The sequence below is a fragment of the Sorangium sp. So ce204 genome (assembly GCF_051526795.1).
Taxonomy (GTDB): domain Bacteria; phylum Myxococcota_A; class Polyangia; order Polyangiales; family Polyangiaceae; genus Sorangium; species Sorangium cellulosum_B.
Window position 1 is genome coordinate 6347529 of record NZ_CP150317.1, and the last position, 20264, is coordinate 6367792.

The window sequence follows — 20264 nt, forward strand, 5'->3', positions numbered from 1 at the left end:
TCAGTAGAGGTGGCAAGCGCCGCGGTGCTCGGGCGCGATTTCACGAAGGACGGGCAGCTCGTTCTGGCAGGTCGCGAAGGCCTGCGGACACCGGGGGTGGAAGCGGCAGCCGGCCGGCGGGTTGCGCATGTCGGGCGGCGAGCCCGGGATGCCCTGCAGCTTGCGGCGCGGCCCACGGACCGAGGGGAACGACCCGAGGAGCCCCTGCGTGTACGGGTGCTTCGGATCGCTGAAGAGGTCCTTGGCGCGGGCGGTCTCCGCGAGCTTGCCGGCGTAGAGGATGGCGATGCGCGTGGAGAACTCGGCGATGAGCGAGAGGTCGTGCGTGATGAAGAGGATCGAGAAGCCGAGGCGCTCCTTGAGCTCGGCGATCTGCTGCAGGATCTCCCGCTGCACGACCACGTCGAGCGCCGTCGTGGGCTCATCCATGATGAGGAACGGCGGCTTGAGCGCCATCGCGATCGCGATCACCACGCGCTGCCGCATGCCGCCCGACAGCTGGTGCGGGTAGCTGCTGAGGCGCGACGAGTCGATGTTCACGAGCTTGAGCAGCGCGGCCGCGCGCTCCATCGCCTGAGCGGGCGTCACGCCGTCGTGCGCGATGATCGGATCGGAGATCTGCTCACCGATCGTCAGCACCGGGTTGAGCGCGGTCATCGCGCTCTGGAACACCAGCGCCATCTTCCGCCAGCGGAAGGCGCGGAGCTGCTCCTCGTTCATCGCCAGGACGTCCTGCCCGGCGAAGTACACGTGCCCGCCCGTGATGACCGCCGGCGGGCGGAGCAGCCGCATGATGGCCATCGCCACCGTCGACTTGCCGCTCCCCGACTCGCCCGCGAGGCCGAGCACCTCGCCCGGGGCGATGTCGAAGGAGACGTTGTCGACCGCGCACACCGGACCCGTCGGGGTGATGAACTCGACCCGGAGATCCTGAACCGAGAGAAGCGGACTAGGCGCCATGAGTCCTCACCACCGGCGTTGACGAACCCGCCGCGACCTTGCGGCTCCTGAGGAGACGCGACCAGGCTCCCTCCGAGCGGAGCCGCGGATTCGAGATCTCGTCGATCGCGTAATTGATGAGCGTGAGCGCGAACCCGACCAGCGCGACGCACACGCCGGTGGGGACAATGGTCCACCAGGCGCCCGTGAGGAGCGCGGCGTTGTTGCTCGCCCAGTAGAGGTTCGTCCCCCAGGTGACGGCGCTCAGGTCGCCGAGCCCGAGGAACTCGAGGCCGACCTGGGCGCCGATGGCGTAAACCGTCGCGCCGATGAAGCCGGACATGAGGAGCGACGTCATGTTCGGCAGGATCTCCACGAAGATGATGCGCGCGCTGCTCTCGCCGCTCACGAGGGCCGCGGACACGAAGTCCTTGTCGCGCAGCGCGAGCACCTGCGAGCGGAGCACACGCGCGTTCCACGCCCAGCCCGTGAGGACGAGGACGAACAGGATCGTCATCGGCCCGGCCGGCAGGTAGGCCGCGATGACGACGGCCATCGGCAGGCCGGGGATGATCAGGAACACGTTCGTGAGCAGCGAAAGGACGCTGTCGATCCAGCCGCCGAAGTAGCCCCCGGCCATGCCGATCGCCGCGCCGATCGCGATCACCGCGAAGCCCGTGGCGAAGCCGACGGCCAGCGAGGTCCGCGCGCCGACGATCGTCTGCGCGAGCACGTCCTGCCCCTGGCCGTTCGTGCCGAACAGGTGCTCGGCGGAGGGAGCCTCGTGCGGCATGCCCACGAACGCGTGCGGATCTTGCCCCACCATCGAGGGGCCCAGCAGCGAGAGGAGCAGGAAGAAGAGCACGATGAGCGTGCCCACCATCGCCTTGCGATTCGAGAGGAGCAGGCGGAGCCACCCCGCCGCACGGGAGCCGCCGCCCCCGCTGTTGCCTTGTTGCGCAGCCATCGCTTCTCCTGGACCCAGCCGTCAGCGCCCGCGGGCGCGGGGATCAAGAAACACGTAGATCACGTCGACCAGGAAGTTCGCCCCCAGCACGGCGAACGTGATGGTGAGGAAGATCCCCTGCATGAGCGGGTAATCCTGGTTTCGAACCGCCTGGATGAGCAGATAGCCTTGCCCCGGATACGAGAAGACGATCTCGGTGAGCAGCGAGCCGGCGAGCACGAAGCCGAGCGCCATGCCGAAGCCGGTGACGTTGGGCAGGAGCGCGTTCCTCGCGGCGTAGGTGAACATGACCCGCCACTGCGAGAGCCCCTTGGCCTGGGCCATCGTGATGTACTCCTCGGACAGCACGGTGACCATCGCGCTGCGCATGCCGAGCATCCAGCCGCCGATGGTGGCGATGACGATCGACAGGGCGGGCAGGATCATGTGCGAGAGCACGCTCCCGATGAACTCCAGGCTCCACTCGGGCGAGAGCGTGTCGCTGTAGGCGTGGCGCAGCGGGAAGGCCCCGAGCACGAACCCGAGGAGGTAGAGCGACACCATCGCGAGCCAGAAGTACGGGAACGCGCCGAGGAACATCAGGACCGGCGGCATGACCGAGTCGAGCCAGCCGCCCCGCTTCCACGTCGCGATGATCCCGAGCAGCGTCCCCAGGCCGAAGCTGACGATCACGGCGGCACCCGACAGGAGCAGCGTCCAGCCGAGCCCCGTCGCGATGACCTCCGTCACCTTCGCCGGGAAGTGCGCCACCGAGGTGCCGAGATCGCCGACCAGGATGTGGCTCAGGTAGGTGAAGTACTGTTTGTAGAGCGGCTCATCCGTGAACCCGAACGCCTTCCGCAGCGCCTCGATCGCCTCCGGCTGCAGCTGCCCCCGGAAGCGCACGAACATGGCCGAGGCTGGATCGCCCGGCATGGCGCGCGGAATGAGGAAGTTCAGGGTGAGCGAGGCCCACGCCGCGATGAAGTACAAGCCCAGCTGTCGCAGAAGGTAACGCACAGAAGCTCTCTCTTTTAACCTGCGCTCCGGATCAGGTCACGCCCAACTTCACTTCGGCTTGAGCTCGGTGAGGACCAGCAGGTACTCCGGCGGGTTGTTGGGCGACAGCTTCGCGTACGGGTTCTCCTTGCTGGGGAACCCGGTGAAGCGGCGTGTGTTGTACTCGCCCCAGGACGGCCCGGGGAACAGCGGGATCGAGGGCGCCGTCTCGGAGAAGATCTCCTGGAGCTGCTCGATGATCTTCTTCTGCTCCGCCGGCTCGGTCGCGGCCTCGAACGCCTCGAAGAGGCCGTCGGCCGGCTTGGCGCCGAAGCGGTGCCAGTTGCGCGCCGACGTCTCGCCGACCGGCTTCGCGGTCGCGGTGCCGAGGAGGTCCCGGTAGAAGTTGTATGGGGTCGGCTCCTCGTTCGACCAGCCCATCGACAGGTCGAACGTGCCCTTCTGGAGCGCCTCGAAGAACGCGCTGAAGTCGTACGTCTTCAGCGTGGCCTCGACGCCGATCTGCTTCACCTGCTGCGTGACGATCTGCGCCGCGCGCACCCAGTCGGACCAGCCCGTGACGACGTTGAGATCGAAGCGCAGCGGCTTCCCGTCCTTCACGCGGATGCCGTCGGCCCCCTTGGCGTAACCCGCCTCGTCGAGGATCTGGTTCGCCTTGGCCACGTTGAACTTGACCCAGTCGCCCGCCTCGACCGTCTTCTGGCTGCGCCAGCGCTCGTGCGCGTCGCTCAGCGCCGTCGCGTCCGCCGGCCGCGTGTAGTTGTTCATGGCGACCTTGACGATCTGCTCGCGGTCGAGCGACATGCTGATCGCCTTGCGCACCCGCGCGTCGTCGAGGGGCTTCTTCGTCGTGTTCGTGTAGACGAACACCGTGCTGCCGACGAGCGGGAACCAGTAGTGGTGATTCGCCGGGTCCTTGCCGACGTAGACCTTCTCGATCTCCGGGACGAAGTTGCCGGCCCAGTCGACCTCGCCGTTCAAGAGCGCCAGGTTCGCCTGGTCGTTGCCCGGGTACGCCGGGAAGCGGAGCCCCTTGATCGCCGGCTTGCCCTGCTGCCAGTAGTTCGGGTTCCGGCCGAGCTCGTAGATCTGGTTCTGGAAGGTCTTCACCTCGGTGAAGGGCCCCGTCGCGACCGGGTTCTCGTTCGTGTACGTGACGGGATCCGCCACGTCCTTCCACTTGTGCTCGGGCACGATCGGCTGGTGGCCGAGGAAGACGAGCCCGGGGACGTACGGCCGCGTGAGCGTGAACTCGACCGTGGAGTCGCTCTTGGCCTCGACCGAGGTCAGCCACTTCCAGACGCCCTGCAGGTCGAGGGCGACGTGCTTCTTCAGGAGCCCGAAGGTGAAGGCGACGTCCTTCGCCGTGAACGGCTGGCCATCGGACCACTTGACCCCGGGCCGCGTCGTGACCGTGAGCGTCTTGTTCCCGTTACCCCACTCGTACTTCGATGCGAGCCAGGGGGTGAACTCGCCCTTCATCGTGTTGTAGACGAGGAGCGGCTCGTAGATGCCAGCGACGGTTGGCCAGCGAACGTTGCCTGATGCGAGCAGAGGATTGAAGTTCCGCACCCATGACGCTTGCTGCTCGATCGAGACGGTCAGGAAGGTGTCGGCGGCCGGGGAGGGCTTGCCCGGCCCCGCGGTGCTCGCGCCGCCCGCGGACTGCTTGGTCGGTTCGGTCTTCCCGCACCCCGCTGTGACACCGACCGAAAGCAGCAACGTCGACAACAGGAACGTCCGACGCGGCAACAACCAGTTCCTCATGAGAATGCTCCTCGCGGGGCCCTCGTGGATACGCCCGAGCGCCCACCGTCCCTCTCCCACTCCTCAATCTCCCTGGAAGCCACCACGCGGCAGAGCGGCTCGCCGGAATTCGACACCGCGACGCAGTGCGCCATACCAGCATCCAGACATCGGCACTGTAGCCGTCTTCGCACAGCAGTGTCAACGGGGATTCGAGGTCGCTGTCAAGTTCTCGCGCCGCTTACTCAGGCGCGTTTTCAAGGGAGATGTCGTGGTGCGTCATGTCTCGCAGCAGCAACTCCGTCTCATGTGGTGCTCATGGGGTCATCACGCGTCATGAGGAATGATGGCTTAAGCACTTGCACTGTTATTTTCTATGGCCGCAGCAAGAAAGTAAGCCGTCACAGACTGCGTCGGTTCAGGCACCTGAGGTGCGCCGCGGTCCACGCGCGTCCGGGGCACGTCTATACAGACGTCCGCAGGCGATTACAAGACCAGAAATTTCCAATTTCGCGCCGATGGACGGGGGAACGCTCCCAGGACGGGCGCGGACACCCCCTGGGCGGGCAGAGAGGGAAGGCCGCGTCAGGGGCGGACGCGGGCGGAGCGTCGGGTGCGGCCAGCGTTGTAGTGCGGGCCGCTACTCGACGCCTGATGGGCTGGTCCTCTCCGCCGTGGCCGTGAGTGCCACGTATCAGGAAAGGCTCCCTTCGATGTCATCAATGTTTCGTGCAGAGGCGCGGGCGCAGGCGCGGGGCAGACGAGCGGCCGCGAGCGCGTTTCATGGAAGCGGGGGAGCGGACGCTGGCACGCGGAGCTCGCTGCCGAAGAGCTCGTCGGCGGTGCAGCTCTCGAGGAACGCGCTCTCGTTACCCAGCTTCAGCTGAGGCTCGGGCGAGCCCTGCACGACCAGCCCGAAGCGGTTGTCCAGGGCGCGAACACGGGAGAGGCGACCCGTGCTCCTGTCGTACAGGATGCCGGCGCGCGCACAGCCTTCCACCCGCACGTCATCGAGCGCGACGGTGGAGCCGGCGAGCGCGAGGACGCCGTCGGCGACGAGCTCGTCGCGCCGTCGGCCCCGTGCGGCGCGGGGATCACCCGTCACCCCGTCGACGACCGTCTGCGAGATCTCCGCCTCGGAGGCGAACAGCACCACGCCGGCCGTGCGGCTCCCGCGGACGAGGGACGAGGCGAGCCGGATCTCGTACCCCGCGGCGGCGACGCCGATGCCCGTGCTGTCGTCGTCGCCGCCGCCGTCGTCGTCATCGTGATCGTCGTCATCGTCACCGTCGTCGTGTGATTCGCCGCCCGCGGTGGCGTCGATCAGGTTCCCGATGATCTCGACCCTGCTGCCGAGGATCTCCGTGCCGGCGAAGACGCCGACGGAGCGGTTGCCGCTCACGACATTGCCCGTGAGCACCGCGGTGGCGCCCCTGTAGATGACGATCCCCTGCCCCACCGGCGCGCGGCGGTCCGGCGCGACATGCCCCTCGACGAGGTTGCCTGTCACGGTCGCCTCGGACCCGTCATATCCCACGAGCAGGCCGGTGCCCTCGTTGCTGCGAATGGCATTCGACACGAGCGTCACCCGGCCCTCCGCCACCGTCAGCCCGGCGCCGTCTCCCCAGCCGCCCTCGGCGATGGTGCCTTCGATGAGGTTGCCGCCGGCGATCAGCTCGGCGGAAGAGTCGCCGACGTGAACCCCGGTGCCGCGGTTCCGGACGACCGCGCTGTCGTGGAGGCGCATCGCCGCGCCGCGGCTGACGGCGACGCCGAATCCGCCGAGCAACGACCCGGTCGGGGCCGCCACCGTGCCCTGCACCAGGCTCCGCGTCATCGTCGCCGCGCTGCCCTCGCCGATGACGGCCACGCCGATCTCGGTGTTGCCGAGGACCACGCTCGAGTCGATGGCGACGCGCGCTCGCCTCGCCGCATACACGCCGACGCCGTAAGGCGGGTCGGAGCTCCCGGGGCTCGTCCCCTCGACGAGGACGCCGGAGAGGGTCGCGGACGCGCTGGCCGAAACGAGGATCCCGGACAGCTGGTTTCCAACGACAGCCGTGCTCTCGATCGACGCCTCGGCGCCGTCCTGCACGACGATCCCCTGGCCGTCCGCCGGGTAGCGCCCCGACGACAAGGTCCCCTCGACGAGGCTGCCCACCACGGACGCCGTGGCGCCCGCCTGGAGCGCCGCCACGCCCGCCGCGCGGTTGCCCGTCACGGCGCTCTCCTTCACGAGGAGCGCGCCGCCGGCTTCCGCCAAGGCGCCGATGCCGGTCCCTGCGCTGCCGTCGCGCGTCCCCTCGATCCAGCTCTGCGCCACCGAGAGGCGGGCGCCGTCGCCCGACAGGACGCCGGCGTGCATGGCGTCCTTGATGTGAACGCGCTCGAGCGTCACGGCGCTCGCGCCGGTCGCCACGACGCCGGCGCCGTCTCCGCCGATCTCGATCCCCCGGAGCGTCACCCCCCCTGCGTCGAGCACGGCCACGATCGCGGGAGGACGCACGGCCGAGCTCACCCCGCGGATCCGCACGCGCGAGGCGCACGGGCCGGCGATCACGATCGGCTTCGTGATGACGACCGGCTCGTCGTAGGTCCCCGCCGCGAGCGCGATCGTCCCGCCGGCGGCGACGAGCCCCAGCGCCGCCTCGATCGTCGTGACCGGCCTCGCCTCGGAGCCGTCGCCGTTCGCGCCGGAGTAGCTCGGATCCACATAGACGTTCCCGGACACGCGCGGGACGCTCCCCCACGGCCCGCGCCCGCAGCCGGCGGGGCCGTCGACCGGCACACACCCCGCTTCCGGCGTCGCGAACATGCCTGTCGGGCACCTCGCCATGGCCGGCCTGCAGAGCCCGTCGTCGCCCGCGAGCTCCGGAGCGCAGCGGGGGATGCCAGCGGGAACACAGCCCTCATCGAACTTCGGGATCGTCCCCGCAGGGCATTTCTCCATCGATGGATGACAGAGTCCGTCGTCCTCCACGAACAGCTCGGCGCACCCCTGGATGCCCACCGGCATGCACGCATCCGCGGGGCCGAGGACGTGCCCAGGCGCGCAGCTCGGCGCGCGCGGCGCGACGCCCTCGCATACGGGCGGGACGCCAAAGCTCCCCGAGGGGTCGCTGCACGCCGCGACGAGCGGCAACAGGGCCGCGATGCAGGCGGCCAGGCAAGATGAACCCGCGCGCGTCGCGCAGAAGCGCATGCAATCCCCTCCTTGGAAAGCGCAGCCTCGCGCCTCGCGGGCTCCCGCTCCTCGGGCGAACAGCTCTCCAGAGCTCCGCAGCAGCGCGGAGACCGCGCGTGGCCTTCATGAACAGGCGCTCCGAGCGCCCGAGATCGTCGATGAGCCCGCGCCAGGGTGACGAGGACGCTACCTGTGCGCCTGTGCGCCTGTGCGGCGCCGCGCGAGCTCCTTTAGCGTAATGAATCCTACAACGGGAGATGCGCTCCTGCCAGGCAAAGGAGCCGTGATCGCGCCGACGTTCCCTTCGCTGCAGCGCCACGGACGGCTGCGCCGCGCCGGGTCTCCCGGGCGTGGGCGCGCGAACCTCGCTGACACCGAGGCTCGCGCGCGGCCGAGCGTGTCGGTCAAACGTCCTCTGTCAACCACGTCGGGCCGGGCGAACGCGGCGCAGGGACGCCCGCGAAGGCCGCCGCTCCCGCCGCATCGCGGGCCCGCCGTCCGCGGCTGAAGGCGGCGGCCGCGCCGTCGTTCCGGACGACGGGCCGGACGACGGGCTGACGCGCGGCGCGGCGCAGACCGCGGCACAGGCGCGCAACGACGGCGAGGTCGCCCCAGGAGGAGCGCCGCACAGGGCCCTTGTCGGCCGAAGTGGGCTGCGCAGGGCGTGACCAGATGGCCGCAAGCGATGAGAACATCGCCGCCGACGAGCGCAGATGTCGAGTCGCTGCAGCCCTTGATTGCAGGGATCGACCAGGTCTTCGGAAATGCGGCTTGCCGAGCGCGATAAAGCCGCAAGTCGGGTCGTCCTCCCCCCGGCTCATGCCGTCCCGCCGCGCGCGACGCGCGGGGGGCGCCCCGCGATGGGCGTCGACATTTGCCTTTCTCCAGCGCTCGAGAGGCTCCCACATCGGCGCGCGGCGGCGCGGCGGCTCCCCGGCGCGATGAAACGGGGAGAACGCTCACCCGGCGCGGATTCAGACAATGCACTTTCGCCGTCGCCGACGCGGCAGGCTCTGCACACGAGGACTCAGGCACGCAGCCTGCTCTCCACGCCGTTCAACATGCCGGCGCGGGCCCGAGGGCCGTAGCAGGGCATGGAAGGAGGACGGATGGTTCGCTCAATCGATATGAAGATGGCGCACGCGGCGATGCTCTTTTCTGTGTTGATGACCGGGTGCGCAGTCGACGCGGTGGCTCCGCAAGAGGCCGACTTGGACCAGGCTGACGTCGACGTGGCGTCGAGTGAGCAGGCGTTGGAGGGCGAGGAAGCGACGGACGAGGAGACGCGGGGCGGCGGCCTGATCGGCGCGCCCGGGGTGCCGGGCAAGACCGATATCGGCCAGGGCCCCATCAAGGGCGGCCTCGGCGGCCCCGGCGGCCCGCTCCAGGGCCCCGGCGGCATCGGACAGGGACCCATCAAGGGCGGCCTCGGCGGCCCGCTCCAGGGCCCCGGCGACATCGGACAGGGCCCCTTCAAGGGCGGCGGCCCGCTCCAGGGCCCCGGCGGCGTCGGCCAGGGCCCCATCAAGGGCGGCCTCGGCGGCCCCGGCGGCCCGCTCCAGGGCCCCGGCGACATCGGCCAGGGCCCCATCAAGGGCGGCCTCGGCGGCCCCGGCGGCCCGCTCCAGGGCCCCGGCGGCGTCGGACAGGGCCCCATCAAGGGCGGCCTCGGCGGCCCCGGTGGCCCGCTCCAGGGCCCCGGCGGCCCGCTCCAGGGCCCTGGCGACATCGGACAGGGCCCCATCAAGGGCGGCGGCCCGCTCCAGGGCCCCGGCGGCCCCGTCGGCCAGGTCGGGCAGGTGCCCGGCGGCCCCGTCGGGCAGATGGGCGGGATCCCCGGCCTCGGCGGCTTCCCGGGCATGGGCGGATTCGGGTGGCCGCTCGGCATGGGCGGCTATCCGTACGGCGGCTTCGGCTTCCCCGGCGGCTTCGGCGTGCCGCTCGGCGGCTTCGGCGGCGCGGGGTGCTGCGGCGGCGGCTTCCCTGGAGGCGCCTTCCCTGGATCGCTCTTTCCCTGACGTCGTTCCCCGGGCGCGACGGCCACGCTGCCGCCGCGCGCCGTGGTGAATCGGTACGAGGGTCCGCCGGAACCTGCGGGGAGAGTCACAGAAGCTCCCCGCGAGGCGGGCGGCCCGTCCGTCGACCGGCCTCTCGAGAGCGGGCGCCCTCCGTCGAGCGCGGGACCCGCGAAACGTTGGACCCCCGCCGCGCGGTCGAGGCAGCATACGGCGATGGAAGACGCCCCCCTCCTAGAGCGCGAACCGGAGACCAACATCTTCGGCGAATCCATGGTGGTGTTTCACACCGCCGCGGACCTCATCGGCCTGGCTCCCCGCATCCGGCTGGAGCTCGAGCAGCCCGACTACGAGCACATCTTCTACATCACCACGCAGCTCCAGGACCGCCTCGTCCCCTTCCGCGGAGAGGCGGCCGCGGCCTACGAGCGGCTCCCTGCGTCGGTGATCCCGAACCGGGCCGCGATCACCCCGCTCTTCAACGGCAAGCTCATCCTCCGCCCCGAGGCGCTCCGGAGCGGCTCGATCCACGTGCAGGACGGGACGATCCGCCTCGCCGATCAGGGCCTTTACCGCATCCAGCCCGGCGCGTTCGTGCGCTTCAAGGCCTATCGGGTCCAGCACAACCAGGCGCGAGGGCCTTACAAGGGCGGGCTGCGCTTCCACAAGGCCGTGTCGCTCGACCTGTTCAACGCGCTCGCCGCCGAGATGACCTGGAAGACCGCCATCGCCGATGTCCCGTTCGGCGGCGCCAAGGGGGGTATTCGCATGGACCCGCGCGAGCACAGCAAGGAGGAGCTCGAGGCGATCTCGCTCCGGTACATGTACCGGCTGAAGCAGCTCATCGGGCCCAACGTGGACATCCCCGCGCCCGACGTGGGCACGAACGCCGAGGTGATGGCGTGGCTCCTGCGCCAGTACAGCGACGGCGAGCGCGAGCGGGTGAACCACCGCGGCGTCGTCACGGGCAAGGACGTGCGCATCGGCGGCTCCGAGGGGCGCGTCAAGGCGACCGGGCAGGGGCTCGCGTACTGCATCGAGGAGTGGTACGCGCAGCGCGGCGCCCCCCTCGCGGGGGCGCGCTTCATCGTGCAGGGCTTCGGCAACGTCGGCTCCGCCGCCGCCGAGATCCTGTGCCGGATGGGCGCGCGGTGCGTGGCCGTGCAGGACGCCGACGGCGCGATCTTCGACCCGAACGGCATCGACGTGGGCGCGCTGATGGCGCACGTCAACGACAACCCGCAGAACCTCCGGCGGTCGGTCGCCGGCTACAGCGGCGCCCAGGCGATCGCGCGGGACGATTTCTGGAGCGTGGACGCGGACATCTGCATCCCGGCCGCGCTCGGCGACGCCATCACCGGCGAGGTGGCCGAGCGGCTGAAGGCGAAGCTCGTGGCCGAGGGCGCCAACCGCCCGACCACGACCGAGGGCGACAGGGTGCTCGCGGAGCGCGGCATCAGCGTCATCCCCGACATCATCGGCAACGCGGGGGGCGTGACCGTCTCCTATTACGAGTGGATCCAGAACAAGCGCATGGAGCACTGGACCGCGGGCGAGGTGAACACCCGGCTGGAGCGCGCCATCAAGAGCAACTACCGCCTGATCTGCGACATCGCTGAGGACCGGCCGCGCCGCTCGGAAGATCACGACTCGACCGGGCTCGTCCTGGGCAAGCGCTTGCCGATGCGGCTCGCCGCGATGGTGCTCGCGCTCAAGCGGATCGAGGCGCACTACATGCTGGAAGGGTTCTCCCAGTGATCTCGGCAAAGCGACGAGGGCGGCGCCGGAGCCAGGCCATCCGCTGGCCGGGCTCCGGGCGGGCGGCGGGCGGACCTAGCGAGCGACGCCGTACCCGAGCTTCTTGATGCCGTAGACCTTGATCTTGTGCTGGAGCGTTCGCAGCGGCAGCTCGAGGCGACGCGCCGCCTCCGTCTGGTTCCAGTCGGACGCGCGCAGCGCCTCGAGCAGGAGCTCGGCCTCGATCTGCTCCAGACGCGTCTTGAGGCCGACCGCGGGGGCCGCCGCCTGCCCCGGCTCGGACGCGCGCGGAGGGAGCGGCTCGGACGGGCGCGAGGGCAGCGGCTCGGACGGGCGCGAGGGCAGCGGCTCGGACGGGCGCTGGGAGAGGGCCGGCGCGACGCCGGGCTCGGACGAGCGCGAGACGCCCACGGCGCGGGAGGGCGTGGGCGGCGAGCTGGGAGAGGTCACCGCCAGGCGGATGCGCTCCGGGAGATCGCGCGCCATGATCGCGTCGCCCTCCGCGATCACCACCGCCCGCTCGATCGCGTTCCGGAGCTCACGCACGTTGCCGGGCCACGAGTAGCACTTCAGGAGCGCCAGCGCCTCGGGCGCGAGCGACTGGACCCTGCTGATGTTCGCCGAGTTCGCCTGCGCCAGGAAGCCCGCCGCGAGCGTCGCGATGTCGTCGCGGCGCGCGCGGAGCGGCGGGATGTTCAGCGTCATCGCGTTCAGCCGGTAGAGCAGATCGAGCCGGAACGTGCCCGCGTCGCACATCGCGTCGAGGTCGCGGTGCGTCGCCGCGATCACGCGGACGTCGACCTCCAGCTCCTTCGTCGCGCCGACGCGCGTCACCCGCTTGGTCTCGAGCACGCGCAGGAGCGCGGCCTGCGCTGCCGCGGGCAGCTCGCCGATCTCGTCGAGCAGGACCGTGCCGCCGGCGGCCGCCTCGAAGACGCCCTTGTGCTGCTGGCTCGCCCCGGTGAAGGCGCCGCGCTCGTGGCCGAAGAGGGTGCTCTCGACGAGCAGCGCCGGGATCGCGCCGCAGTTCACGCAGATGAGCGGCTCGCCGCGGCGCGGGCTGCCGTCGTGGATGAACCTCGCGAGCACCTCCTTGCCCGTCCCGGTCTCGCCGCGCAGGAGCACGGGGATCGAGGAGCGCGCGGCCCGCAGCGCCACCTCGACGAGCGATCGCATGAGCGGGCTCTTGGTCGCGAGGAGGTGGCCGTCGGCCTCCCACTGGCTCTCCGGCGGCGCGCCCGGCGGGCCCGCCTCGTCGGGCGGCCGGGTGCTGTCGACCTTCGGCGTGACGTAGACCAGCGCGCCCTCCGGGGGCGCGAGGCGCACGGGCTCGGCGGGGGTGGCGCTCCGCGACGCCTCGTGGCTGACCTCGATGAGCTTGTCGATGGACGTCGCGGCGTCGGGGGACACGGCGACCCCCGCGACCAGCACGGGCTCGCCCTCGCGGCGCGCGACGATCGCCTTCGCGAGCTCCTCGGCGAGCTCGGGGGTGACCTCGGGGAGCAGGATCTCGAGGGCGTCGGCGCTGTAGAAGGCGACGCGATCGACGGGCCTCAGCGCCTCGCGCACGCGGAGCCCCCAGTGGCGGAGGTGGCTCGCCTGCGCGCCGAGCGAGCGGACCACGACGAGCGCGAACTTGCGGCCGAAGAACCTGGACCGCACGATCTCGGCCTGGAGCGCGAAGCGGAGCGCGTCGGAGCCCTCCAGGCCGAACGGGGGCATCTCGCCCCCGGAGAGCACATGGACCGACGCGACGATGCCGCCGAGCAGCACCTCGTCCCCGGCCTTGACCACACCGCTCTCGACCCGCTGCCCTGAAATGCGCGTCCCGTTGCGCGAGCCGAGGTCCTCCACAACGACCTCGCCGCCCACGAGCGTGAAGCGCGCGTGCCGCCGCGAGATGCTCCTGTCCCGGATCACCACGTCGGCCGGGGCCTCCCTGCCGACGACGACGCCGACGCCGGGGCTCATCGGGGCCATCTCGACGCCGTCATGATGATAGACGAGCAGGAGCACACGCCGCTTCTCCGAGCGCGCGCCCTGGAGGAGCTCCCCTGTCTTGATGGACAGTGGCGCGGTCGTCGCCATGGGGCCGGTCCTGTAACCGCTCACACTGCCCAACTACGCCTCATTCCTCCCAACGGCAACCGGGAAGCGGCGACGCCCCGGTCTTCGACGAAAGCGCGCGCGGGGCGTCCGCATGGTAAGGAGGTCGGATGCTCCGTCTCAACGCCGAATGGACACAGGTGCTCCGCCGGTACAAGGAAGACCACCAGGATCCACGCAACCAGGCGTGTCACCAGGTCGGCATACCGCTCATCGTCGCGAGCTTCCCCGTGGGCGCGACGCTCATCGGCCTCCCGCTCGCGGCCGCGATGTTCGCGACCGGCTGGGGCTTCCAGCTCGCGGGCCACTGCTTCGAGGGGAAGAAGCCGTCGTTCGTGGACGACAAGCGGAGCCTGATCATCGGCGTGCTCTGGTGTCTCGAGAAGTACGGCCTGCGCGTCTTCGAGGAGACGCCCGCCCCCTGACGCTCCTCGCCAGGCGCTTCCCGGGCGCCGTCCACGTGCACGGCTGTGACGTGGACAGATCGGCTTCCTGCATCAGAAAACCTGGAACATGGTTTTCTTTGCCACTGTGCTGCATTGCGCAAAGCTTTCTTGACGTGATGCACGCACGGTCGTACCTGTGTCGCCAGCGGGGGCGATGACTCTTCCTGTTTGGGGTCCTCGGCAGGCACCGTGCCCGCCGGCGCATCGACGTCCGTCCGCCCGTGCCTCTGTCCCGACGAGCTCCCGGAGCGTCGGGACCGGCCCGCCGCAGGCGATGAGATGGACGAGGACGAGGAGACGGGGGATGGGGAGCATGAGGGGGAAAGTCGCCGTGATCACGGGGGGCACCTCGGGGATCGGGCTCGCGACGGCATCCGCGCTGGCGCGGCAGGGCGCCCGGGTGACCGTGCTCTGCCGCCGGACCGGCTCCGACGGCGCGAGGAAGCTCGCCGCGCTGAAGGTGCTCGGCGAGGTCAACCTCGTCGAGTGTGACCTCGGCCGGCTCGCGTCCGTGCGCGCGGCGGCCCGCCAGGTGGCCGACCGGTGCGGGGTCGTTCACCTGCTCGTGAACAACGCGGGCGTGTTCCTGCGCGAACGCGCGGAGTCGGCCGACGGCCTCGAGATGACGTTCCAGGTGAACTACCTGTCGCATTTCCTGCTGTCGAACCTGCTGCTCGACCGGCTCAAGGCCGCGCGCGACGCGCGCGTTGTCAACCTGGTCGCGCCGGTGGACAGCATCCGGCTCGACTTCGATGATCTCATGTCGAAGCGCTCGTATTCGTTCCTCTCCGCCTCCGCGCGGTCGAAGCTCGCGCTCGTGCTCTCGGCGCGCCGCCTCGCGGAGAGGCTCTCGGGCACAGGTGCCCAGGTGCTCTGCTACTACCCTGGCCTCGTGCGCTCAGGGCTGTTCGAGGGGACCTCGCGCGTCCTCAAGGCGCTGATCGACGTCGTGGGCGCGACGCCGGCGCAGGCGGCCGCGAACCTCCTCGCGATCCTGGCCGAGACGGCGCCCGCCGGGAGCCCCGCCTTCTTCGAGCGGACAAGGGCGAGGCCCCTCAAGGGAATGGCGACCGACGCAGAGGCGGCCTCGCGGCTCTGGGAGATGAGCTCGAGGCTCGTCGGCTTCACCTGAACGGAAGGGCCCCCCGGCTCACCGGAACCCCCGCTTCTTGAGCTCCGCGGCGAGCGACGACTGCACGCGCTCGACCTCCCGGCCGATGGCCCGCACCGCCTCCGTCGCGCTCTCGAGCGTCCCCGCGCGCGCCTCGCGATCGAGCCGGGCGCAGAGCTCCTTCAAGCTGGAGGCCGCGAGCGCGTCGGCGCTCTCGTAGAGCGCCCAGGCGAGCCGCTCGAGCTCGCCGAGCGCGCCCTGCGCCGCGGCCTCGCGCATCGAGGCCACCCGGGTCGGGGCCTCCGTGAGGAAGAGCTCGATCACCTCGGTGACGACGTCGGGCTCGACGGCGCGCAGCCCGCCCCGCGGCCGCGAGGAGGCGGGCTGGACGCGCTTCGACGTCGATGGGGGCGAGGGCGTGACCAGGGTCGGCGGAGCGAGCTCCACGCTCGGCGGCGCGCCGTCGGGGTGGGCGGCCTCGTACGCGCCGGACCGCGACGCTGCGCCGGGAGGCCGCCGTCCGCGGTCGGCCTCGTCCTGTTTCGGCGGCTTCGACGAGGCCGTCCCTCGCGGCGACCTCGGCGGGTGCGCGCGCGCCCCGGCGGACACGTGCTCCGGCGGCAGCCCTGCGAGCAGCCGCAGGCTCGAGTGCAGCTGCGCGCGCCGGATCGGCTTGATGAGCACGGAGTCGACCTCGGCGCGGCTGGGCGCCTCCCTGCCGGCGTAGGTCATGAGGCCGACGCGGACGGGCGCGATCGCGGGGTCCACCTTGATGCGCTGGAGCAGCCTCAGGCCGTCGAGATCGGCCAGCTCGAGGTCGATCAGCACCATGTCGTACGCGGCGCCGGCGTCCGCCGCCTCGCGCAGCGCGGCCAGGGCGGCGGCGCCGCTGCCCGAGGTGCGGCAAGCGAGCCCGAGCTCCTCGCTCAGCTTTCGCACCACCTGACGCACCGAGCCGCTGTCGTCGACCACGAGCACCCGCTTCCCGGGCAGGTCGATGCGCGGGATGAGCGCGCGCTCCGCGCCGCGCGCGCGCCGCTCGAACGGCAGCGCGAACGAGATCCCATGCCGGCGCGCATCGGTGTCCGCGGGCTCGCAGAGCTCGCCGCCCATCGCGACGACCAGGCGCTTCGCGACGGCCATGCCGGACGCCGCGCCGAGGTCCCGCCCGGACGCAGGCCGCGCTCGCCCGCCGGGCGCGCCCGCTGCCCCCGGCGCCTCCGCGCCGTCCGCGCGCCCTGCGCCGCCCGCGAGGCGCACGTCGAAGCGCACCCGCGCGCGCGCTCGCTCGGGCGCGCCGTCGATCCTGCCTTTCGCCTCGTCGTTGCGGGCCGCGTCCAGCGCGGCGCGCACCAGCACCTCGCCTCGGGGCGCCGCGCCGATCGCGGTCGCCACGACGTTCAGCAGGATCTGCCGCAGCCGCGCGGCGTCGCCGCGCACCGCCGCCGGCACGTCCGGCTCGACGTCGAGCACGAGCTCGGTCCCCTCGTCATGCGCGCGATCGCCGAGCAGCTCTGCCGCGTCCTCGATCGCCCGCCGCAGATCGAAGTCGGCGTGATCGACGTGCGGGCCGCGGCCGTCCGGCTGGTCGAGCGAGATGAGATCGTCGACCATCGAGAGCACCGCGTCGCCGCTGCTCCGGATGCGCCGCGCCCAGGCGCGCTGCTCCGGGTCGAGCTCGCTGTCGAGCAAGAGGCTGCTGAACCCGACGATCCCGCCGAGCAGCGTCCGGATCTCGTGCCGCATCTGCGCGACCGCGCTCGCCTCCCCCTCCTCGGGGACGAGCGCCCATGGCCGCGCGGCTGGCTCCTGCGGCGTGAGCGCGCGCTCCGCGGACTCGCTGCTCCTCGTGCCGGGGCTGCTCTCTGGACCGCTCCGGCGCTGCTCTTTGCCTGCCATCGACGCCCCGCCACGCCGTGGTCGCCCGCCCCACGCGGGCCCCACGACGCCGGAGCTTCGAGTGTACTGCTTACAATGCCCCGGAGAGAAGCTCGCCGTGCGCGCCGCGACGACCGCTCGGCGCCGTGCGCGCGCCAAGCACGCGTGATTTACGTGTGATTTACGCGTGATCTACGCGCCATTCACGCGATGTCAGCGTCCGTCAGCTCCCGCCCCCGCGCCACGGCGGGGGCGCTCGGCGGCGTCTCCCACGGTTCGCGATGCCCATGGGGGCGACGCGCGTCCCCGAGCGCCGTCACGACGACGCGCTCGCGATCGACCGCCGCCTCCGCCGAGAGCACGCTGATGGCCGACGGGTCCTCGGACGACGCGAGCGCGCGCCGGCTGTGCCCGAACAGGCGCAGGAGCAGCTCCGGCGGGGCGAAATCGAGGTCGCTCTCGTGGACGAAGAGCCGCCCGAGGTGCTCGGCGTAGGCGCTGGCGAGCACCTGGAAAGGGATCCTGTCGAAGGCGAGCGCGCGCCGGCGGCTCGCTGCCGCCGACCCGAGCAGCGCCGCGAAGAGGGTCGTGTAGATGGCGCGGAGCCTGATCCGCATCGAGGCCGGGCTGCGCTTCAGGGCCTCGCGCAGGAAGTGGACGTTGAGCGGGACGTGGAACGACTCGTCGCGCGTCAGGATCGTCAGCATCTGGCGCACCGCCGGGTACCGGGCTTCCCGCAGCGCGAGGCGGTAGGTCGTCGAGCCGATGGTCTCGAACATGAGGTTCGTGAGCACGATCGTCTCCACCCGCTTCGCGCGGCCGTACAGGCGATAAAAGGTGCCGGTGACGCGGCCCATGGGCCGGACCTCGCCGCCGATGTGCGCGAGGAACTTCGTGAGCAGCTCGCGGTGCCACCCCTCCTCGTCGCCGTAGAGCCGCAGGCACTCGCCGAGCTCGGGGTCCCAGCCGCTCACCTCCTCCGCCAGCGCATGCGCCTGCATGAGGCCGGACTCCTCGGCGCGGAACGCGGCGTTGAAGAAGGCGATCGCGGCCTGGCGCTCTCCCTCGCTCTCCCACGGGATCGGCCGGGAGAGGTCGAGCTCTTCGTCGTACATCCGCTCCGCGCGGCGGCGCAGCATGCTGAGCCACCACGAGGTGGCGCGCTGGACGGGGGGCTTGCGGGAGATCGGCTGGGACGCTGCGAAAAGCATCGGGCAAGGACCCCGTCGGTGACGGATGTGACGGATGTGACGGATGAGGAGCCGTCTCCTCGATCGCACACGACGGGACGGGACGGGCGGCACCATAGCGCAGTTGTTCGGCGCGGCGCACCCGGGAGCGCGGCGCGCCCGAGCGCGCGCCGAGGGCGGAAGCCCGCTCGGGGGCGACGGATCCCTGCGCGCTCGATCGACGGGCCGACGGGCGACGAGGGGCGACGACGGGCGGACGACCCCGGGGGGCGTCGGTCGTCGCCCTGGCGCGCTTTGTACGCCCCTCCGGGTGGGATACCATAGTCGACCCACTGTGTTCTTCGAGCAGCTCGAGCTCCCCCTCGGAGGGCTCTATCCCCAGACCGAGCCCACGCGCATCCCACGGACCCGGCGCGTCTTCGTCAACCGCAACCTCAAGCTGGCGGGGATCGACTGGGTCGGCTTCGACATGGACTACACCCTGGCGATCTACAACCAGACCGAGATGGACAACCTCTCGATCCAGGGGACCGTCACGAAGCTGGCCGCGCGAGGCTACCCCGAGGAGATCCTGCGGCGCCTCCGCTATCCGATCCACTTCCCGATCCGCGGCTTGCTGATCGACAAGCGCTTCGGCCACGTGCTCAAGATGGACCGGTTCAAGGTGGTCCAGCGCGGGTACCACGGCCTCCGGGAGCTCACGAGGGACGAGCTCCGGTCGCTCTACCAGCACCGGAAGATCCGGCCGAACACCGCCCGCTACCACTGGATCGACACGCTCTACGCGCTGAGCGAGGCCACGCTCTACGCCGGCATCGTCGACGCCCTCGAGGAGCGCGGCGTCGCGCTCGACTACGCGCGGCTGTTCACCGACATCCGCGAGTGCATCGACGAGGCGCACCGGGACGGCACCATCCTCGACGTCGTCCTGTCCGACCTGCCGCGCTTCGTCGAGCGCGACCCGAACCTGGCGCAGACGCTCCACAAGTTCCGCTCGGCGGGCAAGAAGCTCTTCTTGCTCACGAACTCGCGCTGGCCGTTCACCGAGAAGATGATGACGTACCTGCTCGGGGACGCGATGCCGGAGTACCCGAGCTTCCGGCACTACTTCGACGTCATCGTCGTCGCCGCGCAGAAGCCGGCGTTCTTCCAGGAGCGCCGCCCGCTCCTCATCCGCGACGGCGCCGAGCCCCGCCCCGCCACGGCCCCGCTCGAGCGCGGCGCCATCTACGAGGGCGGCAACCTCAACGACTTCGAGAAGTTCCTGAACATCTCCGGCGACCGGGTCCTCTACGTCGGCGATCACATCTACGGCGACATCCTCCGCTCCAAGAAGGAGAGCGCGTGGCGCACGGCGATGATCATCCAGGAGATGGAGGCGGAGGTCGCCGCCCACGAGTCGTGCCGCCGCGAGCACATGGAGAGCGCCCTGCTCGAGGGGCGCCGCGAGGAGCTCGAGGACCAGCTGCGCTTCTACCAGCAGCGCTACAAGGACCTCACCCGCAAGATCGAGGAGGAGCAGCAGAGGAGGAACGGCGCGACCAACGGGGGCGGAGCGCCGCTGCTCGCGGAGGCGAACGGCGAGCACGTCCAGATCGACTACAGGACGTCGTTCTACGAGGCCGAGCGGGGCCGCACCAAGCGCGCGGTCGAGCGCATCCGCGGCCAGCTCCGGGCCGTCGACGCGGAGGTCGGCAAGCTGGAGCGCGAGATCGCCCGCCGCTTCCACCCCTACTGGGGCTCGCTGCTCAAGGAGGCGAACGAGACGTCCAGCTTCGGCGATCAGGTCGAGGAGTACGCCTGCATCTACACGTCCCGCGTCTCGAACCTGCTCGCCTACTCGCCGCTGCAGTACTTCCGGAGCCCGCGCGACCTGATGCCGCACGAGCTCTGATCGCCGAGGCCTCCGCGCCGGTGCGCGGGCG

13 protein-coding genes are annotated in these 20264 nt (G+C 71.0%); 5 read left to right on the plus strand and 8 right to left on the minus strand.

Features of this window, described 5'->3' with window-relative positions:
* From WMF22_RS23585 to WMF22_RS23605, 5 genes are all read right to left on the minus strand, one after another.
* Complete coding sequence (locus tag WMF22_RS23585; RefSeq protein WP_438037107.1) at positions 1-960, minus strand: ABC transporter ATP-binding protein; 960 nt, start codon at positions 958-960, stop codon at positions 1-3.
* Entirely contained in the window at positions 950-1906 is a 957-nt protein-coding gene (locus WMF22_RS23590; protein ID WP_437301335.1) for an ABC transporter permease, read from the minus strand. Before WMF22_RS23590 ends, WMF22_RS23585 begins: the two co-directional genes overlap by 11 nt.
* Positions 1907-1927: 21 nt before the next feature.
* Positions 1928-2905 carry an ABC transporter permease gene (locus WMF22_RS23595; RefSeq protein ID WP_012236933.1) on the minus strand — a complete coding sequence of 326 codons (978 nt, stop codon included), beginning with the start codon at positions 2903-2905 and terminating at the stop codon, positions 1928-1930.
* A gap of 48 nt (positions 2906-2953) precedes the next feature.
* Positions 2954-4672, minus strand: a complete 1719-nt coding sequence (locus tag WMF22_RS23600) for an ABC transporter substrate-binding protein (protein ID WP_437301336.1) — start codon at positions 4670-4672, stop codon at positions 2954-2956.
* 760 nt (positions 4673-5432) lie between these two features.
* Positions 5433-7853 (minus strand): right-handed parallel beta-helix repeat-containing protein, encoded by a 2421-nt coding sequence (locus WMF22_RS23605; protein ID WP_438037108.1) that lies wholly within the window; start codon positions 7851-7853, stop codon positions 5433-5435.
* A 1193-nt stretch (positions 7854-9046) separates the two neighbouring features.
* Here WMF22_RS23605 and WMF22_RS23610 point away from each other — a divergent pair.
* Complete coding sequence (locus WMF22_RS23610; RefSeq protein WP_437301338.1) at positions 9047-9853, plus strand: hypothetical protein; 807 nt, start codon at positions 9047-9049, stop codon at positions 9851-9853.
* 213 nt (positions 9854-10066) lie between these two features.
* Positions 10067-11608 carry a Glu/Leu/Phe/Val family dehydrogenase gene (locus WMF22_RS23615; protein ID WP_438037109.1) on the plus strand — a complete coding sequence of 514 codons (1542 nt, stop codon included), beginning with the start codon at positions 10067-10069 and terminating at the stop codon, positions 11606-11608.
* A gap of 75 nt (positions 11609-11683) precedes the next feature.
* Here the strand turns inward: WMF22_RS23615 and WMF22_RS23620 are convergent, their stop codons facing one another.
* A complete protein-coding gene (locus tag WMF22_RS23620; RefSeq protein WP_438037110.1) occupies positions 11684-13696 on the minus strand; it encodes a sigma 54-interacting transcriptional regulator in 2013 nt (670 codons plus the stop codon).
* Positions 13697-13824: 128 nt separating this feature from the next.
* On the opposite strand from WMF22_RS23620, the gene WMF22_RS23625 reads away from it, so the two are divergent.
* Both WMF22_RS23625 and WMF22_RS23630 read left to right on the plus strand, forming a co-directional pair.
* A complete protein-coding gene (locus tag WMF22_RS23625; RefSeq protein WP_012236939.1) occupies positions 13825-14139 on the plus strand; it encodes an Mpo1-like protein in 315 nt (104 codons plus the stop codon).
* A gap of 334 nt (positions 14140-14473) precedes the next feature.
* Positions 14474-15292, plus strand: a complete 819-nt coding sequence (locus tag WMF22_RS23630) for an SDR family NAD(P)-dependent oxidoreductase (RefSeq protein ID WP_437301341.1) — start codon at positions 14474-14476, stop codon at positions 15290-15292.
* Positions 15293-15310: 18 nt separating this feature from the next.
* Here WMF22_RS23630 and WMF22_RS23635 read toward each other — a convergent pair whose 3' ends face one another.
* On the minus strand, positions 15311-17170 hold the full coding sequence (locus WMF22_RS23635; RefSeq protein ID WP_438037111.1) for a response regulator: 1860 nt from the start codon (positions 17168-17170) through the stop codon (positions 15311-15313).
* A gap of 182 nt (positions 17171-17352) precedes the next feature.
* On the minus strand, positions 17353-18360 hold the full coding sequence (locus tag WMF22_RS23640) for a ferritin-like domain-containing protein (protein WP_438037112.1): 1008 nt from the start codon (positions 18358-18360) through the stop codon (positions 17353-17355).
* A 313-nt stretch (positions 18361-18673) separates the two neighbouring features.
* Here WMF22_RS23640 and WMF22_RS23645 point away from each other — a divergent pair, with 313 nt between their 5' ends.
* On the plus strand, positions 18674-20233 hold the full coding sequence (locus WMF22_RS23645) for an HAD-IG family 5'-nucleotidase (protein ID WP_437301344.1): 1560 nt from the start codon (positions 18674-18676) through the stop codon (positions 20231-20233).
* The last annotated feature ends 31 nt before the right edge of the window (positions 20234-20264 follow it).

What these genes read in the sequence shown, in the direction of transcription:
- WMF22_RS23585 (WP_438037107.1), bottom strand. Translation starts at nt 960, where the DNA reads ATGGCGCCTAGTCCGCTTCTCTCGGTTCAGGATCTCCGGGTCGAGTTC.
- WMF22_RS23640 (WP_438037112.1), bottom strand. Translation starts at nt 18,360, where the DNA reads ATGCTTTTCGCAGCGTCCCAGCCGATCTCCCGCAAGCCCCCCGTCCAG.
- WMF22_RS23620 (WP_438037110.1), bottom strand. Translation starts at nt 13,696, where the DNA reads ATGGCGACGACCGCGCCACTGTCCATCAAGACAGGGGAGCTCCTCCAG.
- WMF22_RS23625 (WP_012236939.1), top strand. Translation starts at nt 13,825, where the DNA reads ATGCTCCGTCTCAACGCCGAATGGACACAGGTGCTCCGCCGGTACAAG.
- WMF22_RS23590 (WP_437301335.1), bottom strand. Translation starts at nt 1,906, where the DNA reads ATGGCTGCGCAACAAGGCAACAGCGGGGGCGGCGGCTCCCGTGCGGCG.
- WMF22_RS23635 (WP_438037111.1), bottom strand. Translation starts at nt 17,170, where the DNA reads ATGGCAGGCAAAGAGCAGCGCCGGAGCGGTCCAGAGAGCAGCCCCGGC.
- WMF22_RS23605 (WP_438037108.1), bottom strand. Translation starts at nt 7,853, where the DNA reads ATGCGCTTCTGCGCGACGCGCGCGGGTTCATCTTGCCTGGCCGCCTGC.
- WMF22_RS23630 (WP_437301341.1), top strand. Translation starts at nt 14,474, where the DNA reads ATGAGGGGGAAAGTCGCCGTGATCACGGGGGGCACCTCGGGGATCGGG.
- WMF22_RS23615 (WP_438037109.1), top strand. Translation starts at nt 10,067, where the DNA reads ATGGAAGACGCCCCCCTCCTAGAGCGCGAACCGGAGACCAACATCTTC.
- WMF22_RS23600 (WP_437301336.1), bottom strand. Translation starts at nt 4,672, where the DNA reads ATGAGGAACTGGTTGTTGCCGCGTCGGACGTTCCTGTTGTCGACGTTG.